This window comes from Rathayibacter sp. AY1F8, from assembly GCF_002932165.1.
Lineage (GTDB): Bacteria > Actinomycetota > Actinomycetes > Actinomycetales > Microbacteriaceae > Rathayibacter.
Genome location: NZ_PSVB01000003.1, coordinates 153,074 through 172,126 on the forward strand (window position 1 = coordinate 153,074; position 19,053 = coordinate 172,126).

The following is a 19,053-nucleotide window of genomic DNA, read 5'->3' on the forward strand; positions in this document are numbered from 1 at the left end:
GGGGGAGCCGGGCTGGCATGATCCGGCCCCGGTGCGGGAGGCTGGACCCGTGCAGTTCAGAGTCTTCACCGAACCCCAGCAGGGCGCGAGCTACGAGGACCTCCTCGCCGTCGCGCAGGCCGCCGAGAGCCTCGGCTACGACGGCTTCTTCCGCTCCGACCACTACCTCCGGATGGGGGACGGCGATCCCGGCGTGGGCCCGTCCGACGCGTGGACGACGCTCGCCGGCCTCGCCCGCGAGACCGAGCGGATCGCGCTCGGCACCCTCGTCTCCTCCGTCACCTACCGGCCGCCGGGGATCCTCGCGATCCAGGTCGCCCAGGTCGACGCGATGTCCGGGGGCCGTGCCGAGCTCGGCCTCGGCACCGGCTGGTTCGAGCAGGAGCACGCCGCCTACGGCATCCCCTTCCCTCCGCGCCGCTTCGACCTCCTCGAGGAGCAGCTCGAGATCGTGACCGGCCTGTGGTCGACGCCGGTCGGCGAGCGCTACTCCTTCGCCGGCGAGCACTACACGCTGACCGACTCCCCGGCCCTGCCCAAGCCCGCCCGCCTGCCGCTGCCGGTGATCGTCGGTGGCGGCGGCCCCAAGCGGACCCCGGCGCTCGCGGCGCGGTTCGCGAGCGAGTTCAACCTGCCCTTCCCCGAGTTCGACGCGATCCCAGCGGCCTTCGAGCGCGTCGACGAGGCGTGCCGAGCGATCGGGCGCGAGCCCTCGTCGCTCGTGCACTCGGTCGCGCTGATCGCGGTCGGCGGAGGCGACGAGGCGGAGTTCACGCGCCGTGCCGCGGCGATCGGCCGCGAGCCCGCCGAGCTGCGCGAGCACGGAGTGGCCGGCGGCGTCGACGAGGCGGTCGACCGCCTCGAGTCTCTCCGCGAGGCCGGCTGCGAGCGCGTCTACCTGCAGTTCATGGACCTGCAGGACCTCGACCACCTCGACTTCTTCGCCCGGGAGGTCCTGCCGCGCCTGTCGGCCTAGGGCGGGCGGCGCTGCTGCCTCTGCTCCGACTGTCCAGGAGTCGTCGCACCCGCGCCGAGTGCGACGACTCCTGGTCACTCGCGGGCTGCGGGCAGCACGCTCCGGCCCGCGCGCCCGGGCGTCCGTCCGCGCTGCGGCCTACGCTGGACGGATGGCGGACACGATCGAGCGCGCGGACGAGCGCCTGGCGACCCGATCGGCGGCCGAGGTCCCGTGGATCGTGCTGGTCTGGGACGATCCGGTCAACCTGATGTCGTACGTCTCGTACGTCTTCCGCAGCTACTTCGGCTTCGGCCGGGCCGAGGCGGAGCGGCTGATGCTGCAGGTGCACACCGAGGGGCGCGCGGTCGTCGCGACCGGCAACCGCGAGGAGATGGAGCGGCACGTGGAGGCGATGCACGGCTACGGCCTGTGGGCGACGCTGCAGAAGGCCGACGCGTGAGCGCCCCGCTGCGCCCCGCGGCGGCGGAGACCGGAGAGCACCCCGCTCGCGGCATCCGAGGACTCGGCTGATGCGCGCGTTCCGCCGCGACTCCTCCGGGGCGGCCGTCGCCCGCTTCGACCGCGAGGAGGCCGGGATCCTCCGCCACCTGGCGGGCGAGATGCTCGAGCTGCTCGACCGCGGGGCGTCCTCGGAGGAGGCCCGCTCCGATCCGGCGCTCGCGCGCCTCCTGCCCGACGCCTACCGCGACGACGCCGAGGCAGCCGACGAGTTCCGCCGCTTCACCGCTCCGGACCTCGCCGCCCGCAAGATGGACGACGCCCGCGCCGTCACGGCGGCCCTCGACGCCGGCGACGGCACGAGTCACGGCCGGATCTTCGAGGGGCTGGGCGAGGTCGCGGTCCGTCTCGAGGAGCCGCAGGCGATCGCCTGGCTCCGCGCACTGACCGACATGCGGCTCGCTCTGGCCGTGCGGCTGGGGATCGACGACACCGACGACGTCGTCCCGGAGGAGGGGAGCGCGGCCGCGATCCGCAGCGTCTACGACTGGCTGGGCGGCGTGCAGGACGGACTCGTCCGCGCCGTCGACGTGTGATCCGCTCGTCCTTCCAGCGATTCCACAGCTGTGGACAACCCTGTGGAAAGGTGTGGAGAACCGGCTCCGGGAGCACCTCCGAACGGCGGAGCGCCGGGCGCGGGGGTGTGGAAACGCGTAGCGTCCACCCTGTGAACACTCCGAGCACCGCCGACGCCCAGCGCACCGCCGACGACATCCAGGACTCCCGGGCGGTGCGGACCCTCGCCCGCGGCGGCTTCGCGGCGAACGGCCTCGTCCACCTCCTGATCGGAGTGATCGCCCTCGGCGTGGCCCGCGGCGGCGGAGGCGAGGCCGACCAGAGCGGTGCTCTCGGCGCCGTCGCGGCGCAGCCCGGCGGTCTGGTGATCCTCTGGATCTGCACGGTCGGCCTCTTCGGCCTGGCGCTGTGGGGGCTGCTCGAGGCGTTCCTCGTCCGCCCGCGCGAGAGCGCCCTGAAGACCTGGGGCAGCCGGCTGAAGGAGGCGGGCAAGGCCGTCGTCTACGGCGCCCTCGGCGTGACGGCGCTGAAGTTCGCGACGGGCGGCGGGTCGAGCTCGTCCGAGTCGTCCGAGAGCGCGAGCGCGCAGGTGCTCTCGGCGCCGGGCGGAGTCGTGCTGCTCGTGATCGCGGGACTGGCCGTCCTCGCGGTCGGCGGCGTCTTCGTGTACCGCGGAGCGAGCAGGAAGTTCCTCGAGAACGTCGCGGAGCCGGGCGGTACGGCGGGCACCGTCGTCACCGTGCTCGGCGTCGCCGGCTACGTCGCCAAGGGCGTGGTCCTCGGCGCTCTCGGCGTGCTGCTGATCGTCGCCGCCGTCACCCATGATCCGGAGCAGGCGGGCGGGCTCGACGAGGCGCTGAAGTCGCTCGTGGAGCTGCCGGCAGGTGTGCTCCTCCTCGGCTTCGTCGCCGTCGGGCTCATCGCCTACGGGCTCTTCTGCTTCGCCCGCGCGCGCTGGCCGCGCCTCTGATGTCGGATAGCGGATCCGCTCCTTACATGTCACCCCCCTTCCGCGCAACTGGTCCCGCCGTCCCGGAGTCGGTGACACGCTGAGGCCTGTGAGTGCTGGAGGCGAGGACGCGACCGGAGGACGGGTGCGTCCGCCGCTGACGCAGGACGCCGCCCGTCTGCTGGCCCGCTCCGCCACGGGGGACGCCTCCGCTCTGGGAGAGCTCGTCGACCGCTTCGGCGGCCTCGTCTCGGCGTGCGTCGGCACAGTCCAGGCCGACCCGGCCGGCCGCGACCGGCTCTGCACCGACGTCTTCACCGCCGTCTGGCGCCGCTCCCGCGAGGGCGCCCGCTCGCCGGAGCCCGTGCTGTGGGTGCTCGAGGTCCTCTGCGAGACCCTCGGCACCGCGCACGAGCTCGCCCGGCGTCCGCTCGGCAGCGGCCTGCTCGCCCTCGACTGCCCGGACCGCGAGCTCCTGCTGCTGGCTGCGGCCGGCGGCTTCTCGCAGGCCGAGATCTCGGCGCTGACCGGGATCGACGAGTTCCGGCTGCGCTCGATCCTCCGGAACGCGCTCGAGACGCTCCAGGGCCGCGACAGCGATCTTCTGACGGCCTGACCGCCGGAGCCGTCGCGGGAGTAAAGTTGAGTCCGTCGAACTCAACTTTCGAGCCACGGAGGAGACCACCATCATGCAGGCCGGTCGGATGCCCCAGCAGGACGAGAAGTCCGCACTCGAGCAGTACGGCGTCAACCTGACCGCCATCGCGGCGAGCGGCAAGCTCGACCCGGTGATCGGGAGGGACGCCGAGATCCGGCGCGTCAGCCAGGTGCTCACGCGCCGCACCAAGAACAACCCCGTCCTCATCGGCGAGCCCGGCGTCGGCAAGACCGCCGTCGTCGAGGGGCTCGCCCAGCGGATCGTCGCGGGCGACGTCGCCGAGAGCCTCAAGGGCAAGCAGCTCGTCAGCCTCGACCTCTCGGCCCTGATCGCCGGAGCGAAGTACCGCGGCGAGTTCGAGGAGCGGCTGAAGGCCGTGCTCCAGGAGATCGAGGAGTCCGACGGCCGGATCATCACCTTCATCGACGAGCTGCACACGCTGATGGGCGCGGGCGGCGGCGAGGGGTCGGTGGCGGCCGCGAACATGCTCAAGCCCATGCTGGCGCGCGGCGAGCTGCGGATGATCGGCGCGACGACGCTCGACGAGTACCGCCAGTACATCGAGAAGGACGCCGCTCTCGAGCGCCGCTTCCAGCAGGTCTTCGTCGGCGAGCCGACCGTCGAGGACACCGTGGCGATCCTCCGCGGGCTGAAGGAGCGCTACGAGGCGCACCACAAGGTGGCGATCGCCGACTCCGCCCTGGTCGCCGCCGCGTCGCTCTCGAACCGCTACATCACCTCCCGCCAGCTGCCGGACAAGGCGATCGACCTGATCGACGAGGCCGCGTCGCGGCTGCGCATGGAGATCGACTCCGCTCCCGTCGAGATCGACGAGCTGCGCCGCTCCGTCGACCGGCTGAGGCTCGAGGAGCTGGCGCTAAAGAAGGAGAAGGACGAGGCCTCGAAGGCGCGGCTGGAGAAGCTGCGCGAGGACCTGGCCCGCCGCGGCGCCCAGCTCGAGGAGCTGCAGGAGCGCTGGGAGCGCGAGCGCGCCTCCCTCAACCGCGTCGGCGAGCTCAAGAACCGGCTCGACGCCCTGCGGATCGCCGCCGAGCGGGCGCAGCGCGAGGGCAAGCTCGAGCGCGCGTCGAAGCTGCTCTACGGCGACATCCCGGTGATCGAGCGCGAGCTCGCGGCCGCCGAGGCGGAGGAGGAGCCGGCCGAGGGCCGCATGGTCAACGAGCAGGTGACGGCCGACGACATCGCCGCGGTGATCGCCGCCTGGACGGGGATCCCCGTCGGGCGCCTCCTGCAGGGCGAGACCGAGAAGCTGCTGCACCTCGAGACCGAGCTGCACCGCCGACTGATCGGCCAGGACGAGGCGGTGTCGGCCGTCGCGGACGCGGTGCGCCGCACCCGCGCGGGCATCTCCGACCCCGACCGGCCGACCGGCTCCTTCCTCTTCCTCGGGCCGACCGGCGTCGGCAAGACCGAGCTGGCGAAGGCGCTCGCCGACCACCTCTTCGACGACGAGAAGGCGATGGTCCGCATCGACATGTCGGAGTACGGCGAGAAGTTCGCCGTCTCGCGGCTGGTCGGCGCCCCTCCCGGCTACATCGGCTACGAGCAGGGCGGCCAGCTCACGGAGGCGGTCCGCCGCCGCCCGTACTCGGTGGTGCTCCTCGACGAGATCGAGAAGGCGCACCCCGAGGTGTTCGACGTCCTGCTCCAGGTGCTCGACGACGGCCGGCTCACCGACGGCCAGGGGCGGACGGTCGACTTCCGCAACACGATCCTCATCCTCACCTCCAACCTGGGGTCGCAGTTCCTCGTGGACCCGGCGCTGTCGCGGCCGCAGAAGGAGGAGGCGGTCCAGCAGATGGTGCGCCAGGCCTTCAAGCCCGAGTTCGTGAACCGGCTCGACGACATCGTGATCTTCGACGCGCTCGACCGCACCGAGCTCGGCGAGATCGTGTCGCTGTACGTCGACCGGCTGTCGAGGAGGCTCTCGGAGCGACGGCTCGACCTGGCGGTGACGCCCGCGGCCCGCGGGTGGCTGGCCGAGCGCGGCTACGACCCGCAGTACGGCGCGCGGCCGCTGCGCCGGCTGATGCAGCGGGCGATCGACGACCAGCTGGCGACGGCGCTGCTCGGCGGCACGGTGCGCGACGGGGACGTGGTGCTGGTGGACGTGGCGCCGGACGGCGAGAGCCTGTCGGTGACGGCCGGGATGCCCGCGTCGGACTGACCGGGGTGCTCGACCCCTGTCGCGAGTCCGCAGAGGTCGCGGTGGTCGCGGTCGACGCCGACGTCTAGGGGGACGGGAAGGAGCGCGCCGGCGGTGACGGGAGGTCCCTCCACAGGGCGCTCACGGGCGGTACTCGTCCACAGTGGCGGGATCCGCGGGCGGCGCGTCCGGCGGGCTCCGTAGCGTCGGCGGCATGTCCTTCGAAACGCCCGGCCCCCGGATGGCCGACCTCCCTCCCGAGGAGAGGCCGAGGGAGCGCCTCCGCGCCTACGGACCGGAGGCGCTCACCGACGCCGAGACCCTCGCCGTGCTCATCGGGGCCGGCGTCCGCGGCGCCAACGCGACCGTCGTCGCGCAGCGCCTCCTCGCGCGCTTCGGCGGCATCGACGCCGTCGCCCGGGCCGGGGTGGGCGATCTGATGCGGCACCGCGGAGTCGGCGAGGTCGCCGCCTGCCGCCTGGTCGCCTCCTTCGAGCTGCGGCGGAGGATGAACCGCGCCTCGCGCGCCGCCCGGGTGACCGACGCCGCCGGCCTGGCCGGGCTCGTCGCTCCGCTGCTGGCCGCCCGGCCGGTCGAGACCGTGCTGGCGGTGGCGCTCGCCGAGTCCGGAGCCGTCCGCGACGTCCTGACGCTGGCCGACGGAGCCCCGGCGCACGCCGAGATCCCCGTCGCCGCCGTGCTCGCCGAGGTGCTGGCGCGCGGCGCGGCGGGCATCGGCCTGGCGCACAGCCACGCGGGCGAGGCCGTGGTGCTCCCCTCCGACCGTGCGGCGACGCGGGCGATCGCCGACGGGGCAGAGGCGTGCGGCCTGCGGTTCCTCGCGCACGTCGTGATCGGGCGCGACGGCTGGGCGGAGGCGCAGCCGTGACGCGGCGCAGGGCTGCTGCGGGGCCCCTCCGTTCCGGCAGGACGCCTCCCGCCCGGCGCCGGACCGCCCCCGGCCGCGCCCCGGCTCTCCACCTGGGCCGCGTCGGCGCGCGTTCGTGCAAGCCCCCGCCTCTCCGGCGCCCGCGGCCGGTCGCGGGCGTACCGTGGACGCCGACCCCATCCCCCTCCCGACCAGGAGCACCCATGCGAGCAACACTCATCCACGGCGAGCGCGACATCCGACTCGAGGAGGTCCCCGACCCGCAGCTCTCGACGGGGCGCGACGCGATCGTCCGCGTCACCGCGGCCTGCGTCTGCGGCTCGGACCTGTGGCCCTACCGCGGCGTCACGCCCACCAAGGAGGCGCACCGCATCGGCCACGAGTTCGTCGGCGTCGTCGAGGAGATCGGCGACGACGTGCACGACGTCGCGGTCGGCGACTTCGTGATCGCCCCGTTCTACGTCTGCGACGGCACCTGCGCGAACTGCGCCAACGGCGTCTCCACCTCGTGCCTCACCGGCGGCTGGTGGGGCGCCGAGGTCCGCGAGGAGGGCTTCGCGGACGGCGCCCAGGGCGAGAAGGTGCGCGTGCCCCTCGCCGACGGCACGCTCTTCCGCGTGGGCATCGATCCGGACCCGGCGCTCATCCCGAGCCTGCTCACCCTCGCCGATGTGATGGGGACCGGCCACCACGCCGCGGTCTCGGCCGGCGTCACCGCGGGCTCGACCGTCGCGGTCGTCGGCGACGGCGCGGTCGGCCTCTGCGCCGTCCTGGCGGCCAAGCGCCTCGGCGCGACCACGATCATCGCGATGTCGCGGCACGAGTCGCGGCAGAACCTCGCCCGCCGCTTCGGGGCGACCCACATCGTCGAGACCCGCGGCGACGAGGGCGTCGCGCGCGTCCGCGAGCTGACCGGCGGGATCGGCGCCGACTGCGTGCTCGAGTGCGTCGGCACCAAGGAGTCGATGCAGCAGGCCCTCGACTCCGCCCGCCCCGGCGGCATGGTCGGCTACGTCGGCGTCCCCAATGGAGGCCCCGAGCTGCCCGTCCGCCAGATGTTCGGCTCGAACGTGGGCGTCAACGGCGGAGTCGCGCCGGTCCGCGGCTACATGGCCGAGCTGCTGCCCGACGTGCTCAGCGGCGCGATCGAGCCCGGTCTGGTCTTCGACCTCGAGCTGCCCCTCGAGGAGATCGCCGAGGCGTACGCCGCCATGGACGAGCGCCGCGCGATCAAGACCCTCGTGCGTCCGTAGTCCCGCGGAGGGGCGCCGGCACGGCCGTGAGGAGTAGCCTCCCGCGCATGACCGCGTCAGCCCGCACCGCCGCGACGGCGCCCCTCTTCCACCCCGACCTCGCGCTCGGCCGCTTCCTCCCGCCGATCGTCCTCGGCCCGCGACTGCGGCGCCTCGCCACGCGACGCGCCGCCGAGGGAGGCGAGGCTCCGCCCGACATCGTGGTCGACGACGTCGAGATCCCCGTCGCCGGAGCCGCTCCCGTCCGGGCCCGCAGCTATCGGCCGCGCATCCTCCGCGGTACCGCTCCCGCGCTCCTCTGGGTGCACGGCGGCGGCATGGTGCTCGGCAGCCACCTCCAGGACGAGGCGTCCTGCATCGACTTCGCCCGCACCCTGGGCATCACGGTCGTCTCCGTCGACTACCGCCTCGCGCCCGCGCATCCGGCCCCGGCTGCCGTCGAGGACGTGCTGGCCGCGTTCGACTGGCTCGTCGAGCACGCGCAGGAGCGCGGCGTCGACCCGGCGCGCATCGCCGTCGGAGGCGCGAGCGCGGGCGGCGGCATCGCCGCGGGTGCGACCCTCCTCGCCCACGACCGCGGAGGAGCGCAGCCCGCGTTCCAGCTGCTCGTCTACCCGATGCTCGACGACCGCACCGTCACCCGGCCCGGTCCTCCTCCTCGCGGAGTCCGCGTCTGGACCCCGGGCAGCAACCGCTTCGGCTGGACCGCCTACCTCGCCGGCGAGCCCGGCGGCCCCGGCGTCACGGCCTACGCCGCCCCCGCCCGCCGCGACGACCTCACGGGCCTGCCGCCGGCCTGGATCGGCGTCGGCGGCCTCGACCTCTTCCACGACGAGGACGTCCGCTACGCCGAGCGCCTGCGCGCGGCCGGAGTGCCGTGCGGGCTCGAGATCGTTGAGGGCGCCTTCCACGGCTTCGACGCCCTGTTCCGCCGGACCGGTGTGGCGAAGCGCTTCTGGGCGGCGCAGGCCGCGGCGCTCGGCGAGGCCCTCCTCGCCTGACATCCGCGTCGACGCGCCGGGCCGATTCCGTCTCCGGCGCTCGGCACTGCGAGGCTGAGGGGCGACGGCCGCCGCCCGCGCGTCATTTGTGCCGTGCCTGCCGCGCATCCCTCTCCGCCCGCCGCCCCGCCCCGCCCCGTCTCCCGGAGGACCCATGGACATCGACCGCCTCGCCACCCGCTACGAGATCGCCCTGCCCGCCTGGATCGGCGACGCCCTCCGCGACGTCCCCGAGGTCCTCCCGAGCCTCGAGGACCGGATGGCCCTCGTGCACGCGCTCGCCGACCGCAACTTCCGCGAGGGGAACGGCGGCCCGTTCGCGGCGATCGTCGTCGAGCGCGACTCCGGTCGTCTCGTCTCGGTCGGAGTGAACGTCGTCCTCGGCAGCGGGGTCTCGTCCGGCCACGCCGAGGTGACGGCGCTCGGTCTCGCGCAGACCGCGCTCGGCACCTGGGACCTCGGCGGCGAGGGCCTCCCCGCGCACGACCTGGTCGTCAACTGGCGCCCGTGCGTGCAGTGCTACGGAGCGACGATGTGGTCGGGGGTGCGCCGCCTGGTCGTCGCGGGCTCCGGCCCCGAGCTCGAGGAGATCAGCACCTTCGACGAGGGGCCGATGCGCGAGGACTGGGCCGCGCAGTTCGAGGCCCGCGGCATCGAGGTCGTCGACGGCGTGCTCCGCGACGAGGCCCTCGACGTGTTCCGCGCCTACCGCGCCTCCGTCGACTCCGGCGAGGTGCTCGTCTACAACGCCCGCGCCGACTCCTGATACCGCGGCGGGTCCGGTCCTCGCATCGGTTCCGCGCCGGACGCACGGGAGCCCCGCCTCAGCGGGGCCCGTGCGGTCCTGAGCTGCCGGCCGCTGGAAGCGGTCAGCGGCGGCTCAGCGCCACCAGTCGTCGAACATCGACAGCGGCACCTGGCGCTTGTGCTCGGTCGCGGCGTACCGCGCCTCGATGGCCTCGGCGACGGCTTGGTCGACCTCGCCGCCCTCGAGGTACGTGTCGAGGTCGGCGTAGGTGAGCCCGAGGTTCGTCTCGTCGGTCTGGCCGGGGTTGTCGTCGAGCAGGTCCGCCGTCGGCGCCTTCTCGTAGAGCCGGGCCGGTGCGTCCAGGTGCTCGAGGAGCGAGCGCCCCTGCCGCTTGGTGAGGCCGGTGAGCGGGAGGACGTCGGCGCCGCCGTCGCCGTACTTCGTGAAGAAGCCGGTGACCGCCTCGGCCGCGTGGTCGGTTCCGACGACGAGCATCCCGGCCTGGCCGGCGATCGCGTACTGCGCGATCATCCGCATCCGCGCCTTCACGTTGCCCTTCACGAAGTCGCTGATCGGCTCGTCGACCGCATCGCCGAATGCTGCGGCCACGCCGTCGACGCCCTGGTGGATGTCGAAGACGACCTGGCGGTCCGGGCGGATGAACGTGAGGGCGAGCTGGGCGTCCTCCTCGTCGGCCTGCACCTTGTACGGCAGGCGGACCGCGATGAAGGAGGCGTCGCCGCCGCTCGCGCGGACCTGCTCGACCGCGAGCTGGCAGAGGCGCCCGGCGAGGCTCGAGTCCTGGCCGCCGCTGATGCCGAGGACGAGGCCCTTCGCGCCGGTGCTGCGGAGGTAGTCGGCGAGGAATCCGCTGCGCCGTTCGACCTCGACGGCCGGATCGACGGCGGGGGAGACGTGGAGCTCGGAGATGATCTGCTGTTGGACGTCGCGCACGGCTTCACGCTACTCCGGATGCTCCCCGGCGGCCCCTCCTCGCCGCGGACGCGCAGGCTCCCGACGCCTCCCCGAAACAGGGTCCGCCCGCCGCGTCCGACTGGTGCGGCGCCTACCCGCGCTCGGCGACGATGCGGGCGATGCGCGCCGGGACGGTGTCGTCCTGGAGGCTCGTCACGTCTCCGAGCGGGCGGCCGTCGCGGATGTCGCCGAGCAGCCGCCGCATGATCTTGCCGGAGCGGGTCTTGGGCAGATCCGGCACCACCACCACGTCGCGCGGCTTGGCGATCGGACCGATCGCGACCGCCACGTGGTCGCGCAGGAGCGCCGAGAGCGTCGTGCCGAGCGCGGCCCAGTAGGCCGGGTCCTCCTCGGCGCGGTCGACGGCCTCGTCGGAGGGGATGACGAACGCCGCGATGGCCTGGCCGGTCGTCGCGTCGGCGACTCCGACGACTCCGGCCTCGCCGACGGCCGGATGGGCGACGAGTGCCGACTCGATCTCGATCGTGGACAGGCGGTGCCCGGAGACGTTGATGACGTCGTCGACGCGGCCGAGCACCCAGACGTCGCCGTCGGCGTCGTACTTCGCGCCGTCCCCCGAGAAGAACCACCCCTGGGACGCGTAGCGGGCCCAGTAGGAGTCGCGGTACCGCTCCGGGTCGCCCCACACGGTCCGGGCGAGCGCCGGCCCGGTCCGGTCGACCACGAGGTAGCCGCCGGAGCCGTTCGGCACCCGCTCGCCGTGCTCGTCCACCACGAGGACGCCGAGCCCGGGCAGGGCTCCGAGCGACGAGCCCGGCTTGAGGGTCGAGACGCCCGGCAGCGGGCACATCACCGCGGCGCCGGTCTCGGACTGCCACCAGGTGTCGACGATCGGGCAGCGACCGCCGCCGATCGCCTCGTGGAACCAGACCCAGGCCTCGGGGTTGATGGACTCGCCGACGGTGCCGAGAAGGCGCAGGCTCGACAGGTCGTACCGGGCGGGCACGCCCTCGGGGAACCAGGTCATCAGCGTCCGGATCAGCGTCGGCGCCGTGTAGTAGACGGTCACCCCGTACCGCTCGATGATCTCGAAGTGCCGGGCGGTGTGCGGGGTGCTCGGGGTGCCCTCGTAGATGACCTGGGTGAGCCCGTTCGAGAGCGGTCCGTAGATCTCGTAGGTGTGGGCGGTGACCCAGGCGAGGTCGGCGGTGCACCAGTGCACGTCGTCCGGCTTCGCGTCGAACACCGCCCAGTGCGTCCAGGAGGCCTGCGTGAGGTAGCCGCCGCTGGTGTGCACCAGCCCCTTGGGCTTCCCGGTCGTGCCGGAGGTGTAGATGATGAACAGCGGCGTCTCGGAGTCGAAGGCCTCGGCCTCGTGGACGTCGCTCTGCGCGTCGACCAGCTCGTGCCACCAGACGTCGCGGCCCGGGGTCCACGGGACGTCGGTCTCATCGGTGCGGCGGACGACGAGGACGTGCTCGATCGACGCGACGCCCTCGACCGCCCGGTCGGCGCTCGCCTTGACCGGCACCGCCGCTCCGCGCCGGAACTGCCCGTCCGTGGTGACCAGGAGCTTCGCGCCGGTGTCCTCCACGCGGAACCGCACCGCCTCGGCGGAGAAGCCGCCGAAGACGAGCGAGTGGATCGCTCCGATCCGCGCGATCGCGAGCGTGATGACGATGGTCTCGGGGATCACCGGGAGATAGACGACGACGCGGTCGCCCTTACCGATCCCGAGCGCGGTCAGCGCGTTCGCGGCGCGGGAGACCTCGCGCTGGAGCTCGGCGTAGGTGATCGACCGCCGGTCGCCGCGCTCGCCCTCGAAGTGGAGGGCGGTCTTCCCGCCGCGTCCCGCGTCCACGTGGCGGTCGACGCAGTTGACGGCCACGTTCAGCCGTCCGCCCTCGAACCAGGTCGTGCGCGGCACCGAGAGCGAGCCGTCGGGCAGCGGAGCGGCAGGCTCCCAGCTGTGGGCGGTGTGCCACGGCTCCGCCCACTCGAGGCGGCGGGCGGCCTCCTCCCAGAACGCGACCGGATCGGCGGCGGCGCGCGAGTACTCCTCCGCGCCCGCGTTCGCCTGCGCGGCGAAGGCCGCGGGCGGGGGGAACCGGCGGTGCTCGTCGAGCAGGTTGGCGATCGTCCCGCTCACGCTCGGAGCTCCCTCCCCGGCGCTCACGCCCACTTCCTCACGGCGTAGCGCTGGAACACGCCGACGACGGCATCGGTGAGCTTGCCCAGCACGGCCAGCAGGACGATCGCCAGGAACACCCGGTCGATCCGGCCGTTGTTCTGGCTGTCGATGAGGCGGAAGCCGAGGCCCATCGAGGAGGCGATGAGCTCGGAGGCGACCAGGAACAGCCACGACTGGGCGAGCGCGAGGCGCAGCCCGGAGATCACGGAGGGGATCACCGCGGGCAGCTGCACCGTCGTGAAGAGCCGGACGCCCGAGAGGCCGAAGGCGCGGCCCGCCTCGACGAGGTGCCGGTCGACGTGGCCGAGCGCCGTGGCCACCGTGGTGAAGACGGGGAAGAACGCGCCGATCGTGATCAGCGTGATCTTCGACTCCTCGCCGATGCCCATCCAGAGCAGCAGCAGCGGGACCCAGGCCAGCGACGGGACCGCCCGGATCGCGCCGAGGGTCGGGCCGAGGACGACCTCCCAGACGCGGGAGAGCCCGAAGAGCGCGCCGACCACGAGCCCGAGCGCCGAGCCGAGCGCGAACCCGATGAGCACGCGCTGCGTCGAGATGGCGACGTCCTGGCCGAGGTCGCCGCGCTGGGCGAGGTCGACGCCGGCCGCCCAGACCATCGCGGGCGAGGGGAAGACCGCCACCGAGACCATCCCGGTCGTCGTCGCGATCTGCCAGGCGGCGAGCAGCAGCACGGGCAGGATCGCGCCTCCCGCGACCACGAACCACCGTCGCGTGGTGAGCGGGTGGGAGCGGTCCTCGCGGAGGCGGCGCTGGGAGGCCGCGACCGACGGGCCCGCCGTCACGAGTCCGGGCTCACCCGGCATCGGCGCGGACAGCGCGCTCCGCCGCAGCACATCGGCGTCGGTCGCGGTGTCGTCGTCGCGGATCGTCATCGTCGGTCTCCTCGGATCACGGGGTCGGGGGCGGAGGGCCGGACCCTCAGGCGCCGATGGCGCTCGGGTCGGCCGCCGAGGCGTAGGTGTCGTCGAGCAGCGAGTCGAGCGCGTCGTCGACCTGCTGCTGCGAGGCGACGTCGCCGTTCTCGACGAAGATCGGGCCGATCACGGCGAGCACGTCGGTCTGCGCGGAGCCGGGGACGTTGTCGACGTCGAGGTTGCTGCGCTCGGTGATGACCGTCGTCGCCACCGCCACGTCGAGGCCGGCGACGGAGGCGAGGATGCTCGCCGTCTCGTCCTGGTTCTCGAGCGCCCAGGCGCGGGCGTGCTCGTACGCGTTCACGACGGTCTGCGCGAGGTCCGGCTTCTCGGCGAGGAAGCTCTCGGTCGCGTTGAGCAGGCCGTAGGAGTTGAAGTCGACGTTGCGGTAGAGCAGGGTCGCCCCGGCCGCCTCGGCGCCGGCCATGATCGGGTCCAGGCCCGCCCAGGCGTCCACGGAGCCGTTCTGCAGCGCCGCCCAGCCGTCGGCGTGCTGCAGGTTCTGCACCGTCACGTCGCCGATGCCCAGCCCGGCGGCCTCGAGCGCCTGCACCAGGAAGAAGTACGGGTCGGTGCCCTTGGTGGCCGCGATCTGCTTGCCCTCGAGCTGCTCGACCGACGTGATCGCCGAGCCGGCGGGGACGACGAGGGCCGACCACTCCGGCTGAGAGAAGATGTCGATCGTCCTGATCGGCGAGCCGTTCGAGCGAGCGAGCAGTGCGGCGGAGCCGGCGGTGGAGCCGACGTCGATCGCTCCGGCGCGCAGGGCCTCGTTGGCCTTGTTGGAGCCGGCCGACTGCACCCAGGCGACGGTGACCTGCTGCTCGGCGAGGGCGGCCTCGAGCCAGCCCTTCTCCTTGATGACCAGGCTCAGCGGGTTGTACGTCGCGAAGTCGAGCGTGAGCGTGCCGCCCTGAGTTCCTCCGGAGGCGGCGTCGGCGGTCGCGGCCGCCGCTCCTCCTCCGCCCTCGCCCTGCACGCAGCCCGCGAGGAGCGGGACGGCGGCGGCGGTGAGCAGACCGGCGAGAGCGGTGCGGCGGGTGAGCGGGGAGCTGGTGAACGACATGGGGGCCTCGGCTTCGGGGATGCGGTGACAGCGAGTGTGGACGCTGCGGGGGAGGGGCGGTGCGGGGAGGTGCTCGTGCGGTGGAGAGCGGGAGGAGGAGGCGGCTGGGGAGGGAGGTCGTGCCGCCCGGACCGTGCCGCCCCGGGTGGAGGGACGCGGGTCGATCCGCCCGGGGTCAGTGCCGCTCGATGCCCAGCCCCGCGAGGAGCTCGGCCCGGTGCTCGGCGAGCTCCGCCGAGCCGCGGTCGCGGGGCCGCGCGCCGGGGACGGTGACGATCCGCTGGATGCGCGAGACGCCTCCGGGCTCGTCGCGCCCGAGGAGCACGATGCGGTCGGCCAGCTGGAGGGCCTCGTCGACGTCGTGGGTGACGAGCAGGATCGTCGCCGGAGCCGCCGCGTGCACGTCGAGCAGCAGGTCCTGCATCCGCAGGCGGGTCAGCGCGTCGAGCGCCCCGAAGGGCTCGTCCAGGAGGAGCACCCCGGGGTTCCGGGCGAGGGCGCGGGCGAGGGAGGCGCGCTGGGCCATGCCTCCGGACACCTCGCGGGGCCGCGAGCGGGCGTGCGCGGTGAGGCCGACCAGCGAGAGCAGCTCGTCGACGGCGGCGCGGGCGGCCGGGCGCGGGGTGCCGCGCGGCAGGCCGAGCGCGACGTTGTCGGCGATGCTCCGCCAGGGCAGCAGCCGCGGCTCCTGGAACGCCACCGCGCAGCGCGGGTCGATGCCGGAGACGGGGGCGCCGTCGATGAGGACGGACCCCTCGGAGGCGGTGTCCAGGCCCGCCGCGATGCGCAGCAGCGTCGACTTGCCGCAGCCGCTCGGGCCGAGGATCGCGATGACCTCGCCCGCGGCGGCCTCGAGCGTCACGTCCGTCAGCACGGGGGACCCGGGCGCGAAGGTGCGGCCGACCCCCTCGAAGCGCACGGGGAACGCCGACTGGCCGAGCTCGGCGTCGAAGGCCAGGCTCGTGCGGGCGGCGGGGGTGGCGGGCATGTCTCTCCGGGCAGCGGGACGGGCGGGCGGATCGTCCGATCGTACGGAGAGGCTCCCGGCGGCACAGCGGGGACCGACACGGGGAGTAACACAGGGGGTGGGACGCGGAAGGCCTCCCCGGTCCGCGGACGGGGGAGGCCTTCCGCCGGAGGGCTAGGCCTGGACGAGCACGAGCTCCTCGAGGGGCAGGCGGGTGCGCGGCGCGGTCTCGCGCTCGCGGAGGGTCTCGTTCGCCAGCGCGTCGGCTTCGGCCGCGACTCCCACCGCGGCGATCGTCACCGGGTCGAAGCGCTCGTCGACGCTGAACGCGGCGCGGACGGCGTCCTTGTCGAAGCCGGCCATCTGGTGCACGTGCAGGCCCTCGTGGTGCGCCTGGACGCTGAGGTGGGCGATCGACTGGCCGAGGTCGTAGACGGCCCAGGGGCGCGGCTTCCCCTCGGAGTCGACGGTCTCGGCCAGCGCGACGACCAGGACGGCGGCGGAGCCGGCCCAGGCGCCGTTGAAGCCGGCGAGCGTCGAGACGATGCGGTCGAACCCGTCGGTTCCGCGGCGGGCGACGATGAAGCGCCACGGCTGCGAGTTGCTGGCGGACGGGGACCAGCGCGCGGCCTCGAGGAGGGACGCGAGGGTCTCGTCGGAGACGGTCGCGGACGCGTCGTAGGAGCGGGGGCTCCAGCGCTCCGCGAGGACGTCGAGGATCGGGGCGCTGGTGCTGGCGGTGCGGGAGGCGGTGGCGGACATCGCGGGGCTTCTTCCGTGCGGGGGACTGGGGGAGGGGCTCCGTCGCCCGTGGAGCCCAACCGTCCCCGCCCCGCGGGCATTCCCGCGCGTGCACGGCAGGCGCCCGCGCGCGCGTTCGCCCACGGAGGAGCGGGCCGCCTCCGAGCCCCGGAACGGTACGGTGGGAGACGGCGTGGTCACCCCGCGCACCACCATCCACGACTCTGGAGGATCATCCATGGCCCAGCACTTCGACGTCGTCGTCCTGGGGGCAGGCCCCGGCGGATACGTGGCCGCGATCCGCGCCGCCCAGCTCGGCAAGTCCGTCGCCGTCGTCGAGAAGCAGTACTGGGGCGGTGTCTGCCTCAACGTCGGCTGCATCCCGTCCAAGGCGCTGCTGCGCAACGCGGAGCTCGCCCACCTCTTCCACACCCAGGCGAAGCAGTTCGGCATCTCGGGCGACGTCTCGTTCGACTTCGGCGCGGCGTTCGACCGCAGCCGCTCGGTCGCGGACGGCCGCACCAAGGGCGTCCACTTCCTGATGAAGAAGAACAAGATCGCCGAGTTCGACGGCGTCGGCTCCTTCACCGGCCCGCAGGGCCTCGACGTGCAGCTGAGCAAGGGCGGCACGGAGTCGCTGACCTTCGACGACGCGATCATCGCGACCGGCGCGAGCGTCCGCCTCCTGCCCGGCGTCGAGCTCTCCGAGAACGTCGTCACCTACGAGACCCAGATCATGACCCGCGAGCTCCCCGACACGATGGCCATCGTGGGCGCGGGCGCGATCGGCATGGAGTTCGCCTACGTCCTCAAGAACTACGGCGTCGACGTGACGATCATCGAGTTCATGGACCGCGCCCTCCCCAACGAGGACCCGGACGTCTCCAAGGAGATCCAGAAGCAGTACAAGAAGCTCGGCGTCGAGATCCTGACCTCGACCAAGGTCGAGTCGGTCGTCGACAAGGACGGCTACGTCACGGTCACCTACACCGCGAAGGACGGCACGCAGTCGACCCTCGAGGTCGACAAGGTGCTCATGTCGATCGGCTGGGTCCCCCGCACCGAGGGCTTCGGCCTCGAGAAGACGGGCGTCGAGCTCACCGAGCGCGGCGCGATCGCGATCGACGACCACATGCGCACCAACGTGCCGCACATCTACGCCATCGGCGACGTCACCGCGAAGCTCCAGCTCGCGCACGTCGCGGAGGCGCAGGGCGTCGTCGCCGCCGAGACCCTCGCCGGTGCCGAGACCCAGACCCTGGGCGACTACCGGATGATGCCGCGCGCGACGTTCTGCCAGCCGCAGATCGCCTCCTTCGGCCTCACCGAGAAGCAGGCGAAGGACGAGGGACACGAGATCACCGTCTCGACCTTCCCCTTCATGGCGAACGGCAAGGCCCACGGCCTCGGCGAGCCCACCGGCTTCGTGAAGCTCATCGCGAGCAAGAAGTACGGCGAGCTCCTCGGCGCCCACATGATCGGCCCGGACGTCTCGGAGCTGCTCCCCGAGCTCACGCTCGCCCAGAAGTGGGACCTCACCGCGACCGAGCTGGCCCGGAACGTGCACACCCACCCGACGCTGTCAGAGGCGCTGCAGGAGGGCTTCCACGGCCTCAAGGGGCACATGATCAACATGTAGGGCTCGTCCCTCCACGGCCTCCGGCCCGCAGGATCCCGCTCGGCTCGTCCGCGGCGGATCCTGCGGGCCGGAGCCGTTTCCGGGGGCGTCCACAGGGCTCCGGCGCCGCTCCCGCTACCGTGGCCCGATGGATCCGCGCCTGCTCGACCGCCTCGCCGCCGACGCCTGGCCCGCGCTCGTGCGGCGCCCCCTCGGCGCGTGGGAGCTGCGCGCCTCCGCAGGAGTCACCAAGCGCGCGAACTCGGTGCTCGCGTCCGGCGACGTCGTCGACCAGGAGGCGGCGCTCGACGCGGCGGAGGCGTTCGCCCGCGAGCACGGGATCGCGCCCCTCGTGCAGATCGGGCCGCCGAGCCCCGCCGGTCTGACCGGGCTGCTCGCCGAGCGGGGCGCCGCGCCGATCGACCGGACGCTCGTGCTGACGGGTTCGGTGCAGGAGGCGCTCGCCGCCCTGTCCACGACGTCGGGGTCCGCGCCGTCGAGGCCAGTGCCGCCGAGGTCCGCGCCGCGGCCAGGCGTCCGCCTCTCCCCGGCTCCCGACGAGGACTGGCTCGCCCTCTGGTGGTCGGTGGACGGTCGCGGGGGAGCGGAGGAGCGCGCAGTCGCCGAGCGCATCCTCGCGGGCTGCCCCTCCTCCTACGCTCTCGCCGTCGACGGGGACGGCCCGGCCGCGACCGGCCGCCTCGCGCTCGTCACGGCGCCGGACGGCGAGCTCTGGGGCGGCCTCTTCGCGCTGGCGACCCGGCCGGACGCCCGGCGCCGCGGGCTCGCCTCCGCCGTGATCCGCGCCCTCCTCGAGGACGCGTCCGGCCGGGGCGTCGCGCGCTTCTGGCTCCAGGTGCTCGCCGAGAACGCCGGCGCCCGCCGCCTCTACGCGTCCCTCGGTTGCCGCGAGTCGTCCTGGTACGAGTACTGGCGCTGAC

Annotated in this window: 18 protein-coding genes; 12 read left to right on the forward strand and 6 right to left on the reverse strand. The window is 73.7% G+C overall.

Translation table 11 applies throughout. The features are described from left to right. Positions 1–49: 49 nt before the first annotated feature. From C5C35_RS03965 to C5C35_RS04010, 10 genes are all read left to right on the forward strand, one after another. A complete protein-coding gene (locus tag C5C35_RS03965; protein ID WP_104250701.1) occupies positions 50–976 on the forward strand; it encodes an LLM class F420-dependent oxidoreductase in 927 nt (308 codons plus the stop codon). Between the two features lie 151 nt (positions 977–1,127). Then, entirely contained in the window at positions 1,128–1,418 is a 291-nt protein-coding gene (gene clpS, locus C5C35_RS03970) for an ATP-dependent Clp protease adapter ClpS (protein ID WP_104222829.1), read from the forward strand. A gap of 70 nt (positions 1,419–1,488) precedes the next feature. Next, positions 1,489–2,013: a DUF2017 domain-containing protein gene (locus C5C35_RS03975; protein ID WP_104225742.1), complete on the forward strand. Its 525-nt coding sequence runs from the start codon at positions 1,489–1,491 to the stop codon at positions 2,011–2,013. 131 nt (positions 2,014–2,144) lie between these two features. Further along, a complete protein-coding gene (locus C5C35_RS03980; RefSeq protein ID WP_104222827.1) occupies positions 2,145–2,963 on the forward strand; it encodes a DUF1206 domain-containing protein in 819 nt (272 codons plus the stop codon). 88 nt (positions 2,964–3,051) lie between these two features. Next, a complete protein-coding gene (locus C5C35_RS03985; RefSeq protein WP_146079687.1) occupies positions 3,052–3,558 on the forward strand; it encodes an RNA polymerase sigma factor in 507 nt (168 codons plus the stop codon). Positions 3,559–3,646: 88 nt separating this feature from the next. Beyond that, complete coding sequence (locus tag C5C35_RS03990) at positions 3,647–5,788, forward strand: ATP-dependent Clp protease ATP-binding subunit (RefSeq protein WP_374952925.1); 2,142 nt, start codon at positions 3,647–3,649, stop codon at positions 5,786–5,788. 193 nt (positions 5,789–5,981) lie between these two features. Beyond that, a complete protein-coding gene (locus C5C35_RS03995; protein ID WP_104225738.1) occupies positions 5,982–6,656 on the forward strand; it encodes a RadC family protein in 675 nt (224 codons plus the stop codon). Between the two features lie 203 nt (positions 6,657–6,859). After that, positions 6,860–7,909, forward strand: coding sequence for a zinc-dependent alcohol dehydrogenase family protein (locus tag C5C35_RS04000; protein WP_104222823.1), 1,050 nt, complete (start codon positions 6,860–6,862; stop codon positions 7,907–7,909). A 47-nt stretch (positions 7,910–7,956) separates the two neighbouring features. Beyond that, positions 7,957–8,910 (forward strand): alpha/beta hydrolase, encoded by a 954-nt coding sequence (locus C5C35_RS04005; protein ID WP_104262607.1) that lies wholly within the window; start codon positions 7,957–7,959, stop codon positions 8,908–8,910. Positions 8,911–9,064: 154 nt separating this feature from the next. Further along, complete coding sequence (locus C5C35_RS04010) at positions 9,065–9,676, forward strand: nucleoside deaminase (protein ID WP_181027247.1); 612 nt, start codon at positions 9,065–9,067, stop codon at positions 9,674–9,676. A gap of 114 nt (positions 9,677–9,790) precedes the next feature. On the opposite strand, the gene nadE is transcribed toward C5C35_RS04010, so the two are convergent. The 6 genes from nadE to C5C35_RS04040 form a co-directional block, all read right to left on the reverse strand. Then, the gene (nadE, locus tag C5C35_RS04015) at positions 9,791–10,612 is read right to left on the reverse strand and encodes an ammonia-dependent NAD(+) synthetase (RefSeq protein ID WP_104225736.1); all 822 of its coding nucleotides are present in this window, start codon (positions 10,610–10,612) and stop codon (positions 9,791–9,793) included. 112 nt (positions 10,613–10,724) lie between these two features. Continuing rightward, positions 10,725–12,743, reverse strand: coding sequence for an acetate--CoA ligase (acs, locus tag C5C35_RS04020; RefSeq protein WP_104225883.1), 2,019 nt, complete (start codon positions 12,741–12,743; stop codon positions 10,725–10,727). A 23-nt stretch (positions 12,744–12,766) separates the two neighbouring features. Beyond that, on the reverse strand, positions 12,767–13,678 hold the full coding sequence (locus C5C35_RS04025) for an ABC transporter permease (RefSeq protein WP_244229541.1): 912 nt from the start codon (positions 13,676–13,678) through the stop codon (positions 12,767–12,769). Positions 13,679–13,724: 46 nt separating this feature from the next. After that, on the reverse strand, positions 13,725–14,786 hold the full coding sequence (locus tag C5C35_RS04030) for an aliphatic sulfonate ABC transporter substrate-binding protein (RefSeq protein ID WP_104225735.1): 1,062 nt from the start codon (positions 14,784–14,786) through the stop codon (positions 13,725–13,727). Positions 14,787–14,961: 175 nt separating this feature from the next. Beyond that, positions 14,962–15,774 (reverse strand): ABC transporter ATP-binding protein, encoded by an 813-nt coding sequence (locus C5C35_RS04035; protein ID WP_104222820.1) that lies wholly within the window; start codon positions 15,772–15,774, stop codon positions 14,962–14,964. 153 nt (positions 15,775–15,927) lie between these two features. After that, a complete protein-coding gene (locus C5C35_RS04040; protein WP_104262608.1) occupies positions 15,928–16,515 on the reverse strand; it encodes a nitroreductase family protein in 588 nt (195 codons plus the stop codon). Between the two features lie 217 nt (positions 16,516–16,732). On the opposite strand from C5C35_RS04040, the gene lpdA reads away from it, so the two are divergent. Beyond that, on the forward strand, positions 16,733–18,133 hold the full coding sequence (gene lpdA / locus C5C35_RS04045) for a dihydrolipoyl dehydrogenase (RefSeq protein ID WP_104225733.1): 1,401 nt from the start codon (positions 16,733–16,735) through the stop codon (positions 18,131–18,133). A gap of 127 nt (positions 18,134–18,260) precedes the next feature. Further along, positions 18,261–19,052 (forward strand): GNAT family N-acetyltransferase, encoded by a 792-nt coding sequence (locus tag C5C35_RS04050; protein ID WP_104225732.1) that lies wholly within the window; start codon positions 18,261–18,263, stop codon positions 19,050–19,052. Position 19,053: the final 1 nt, after the last annotated feature.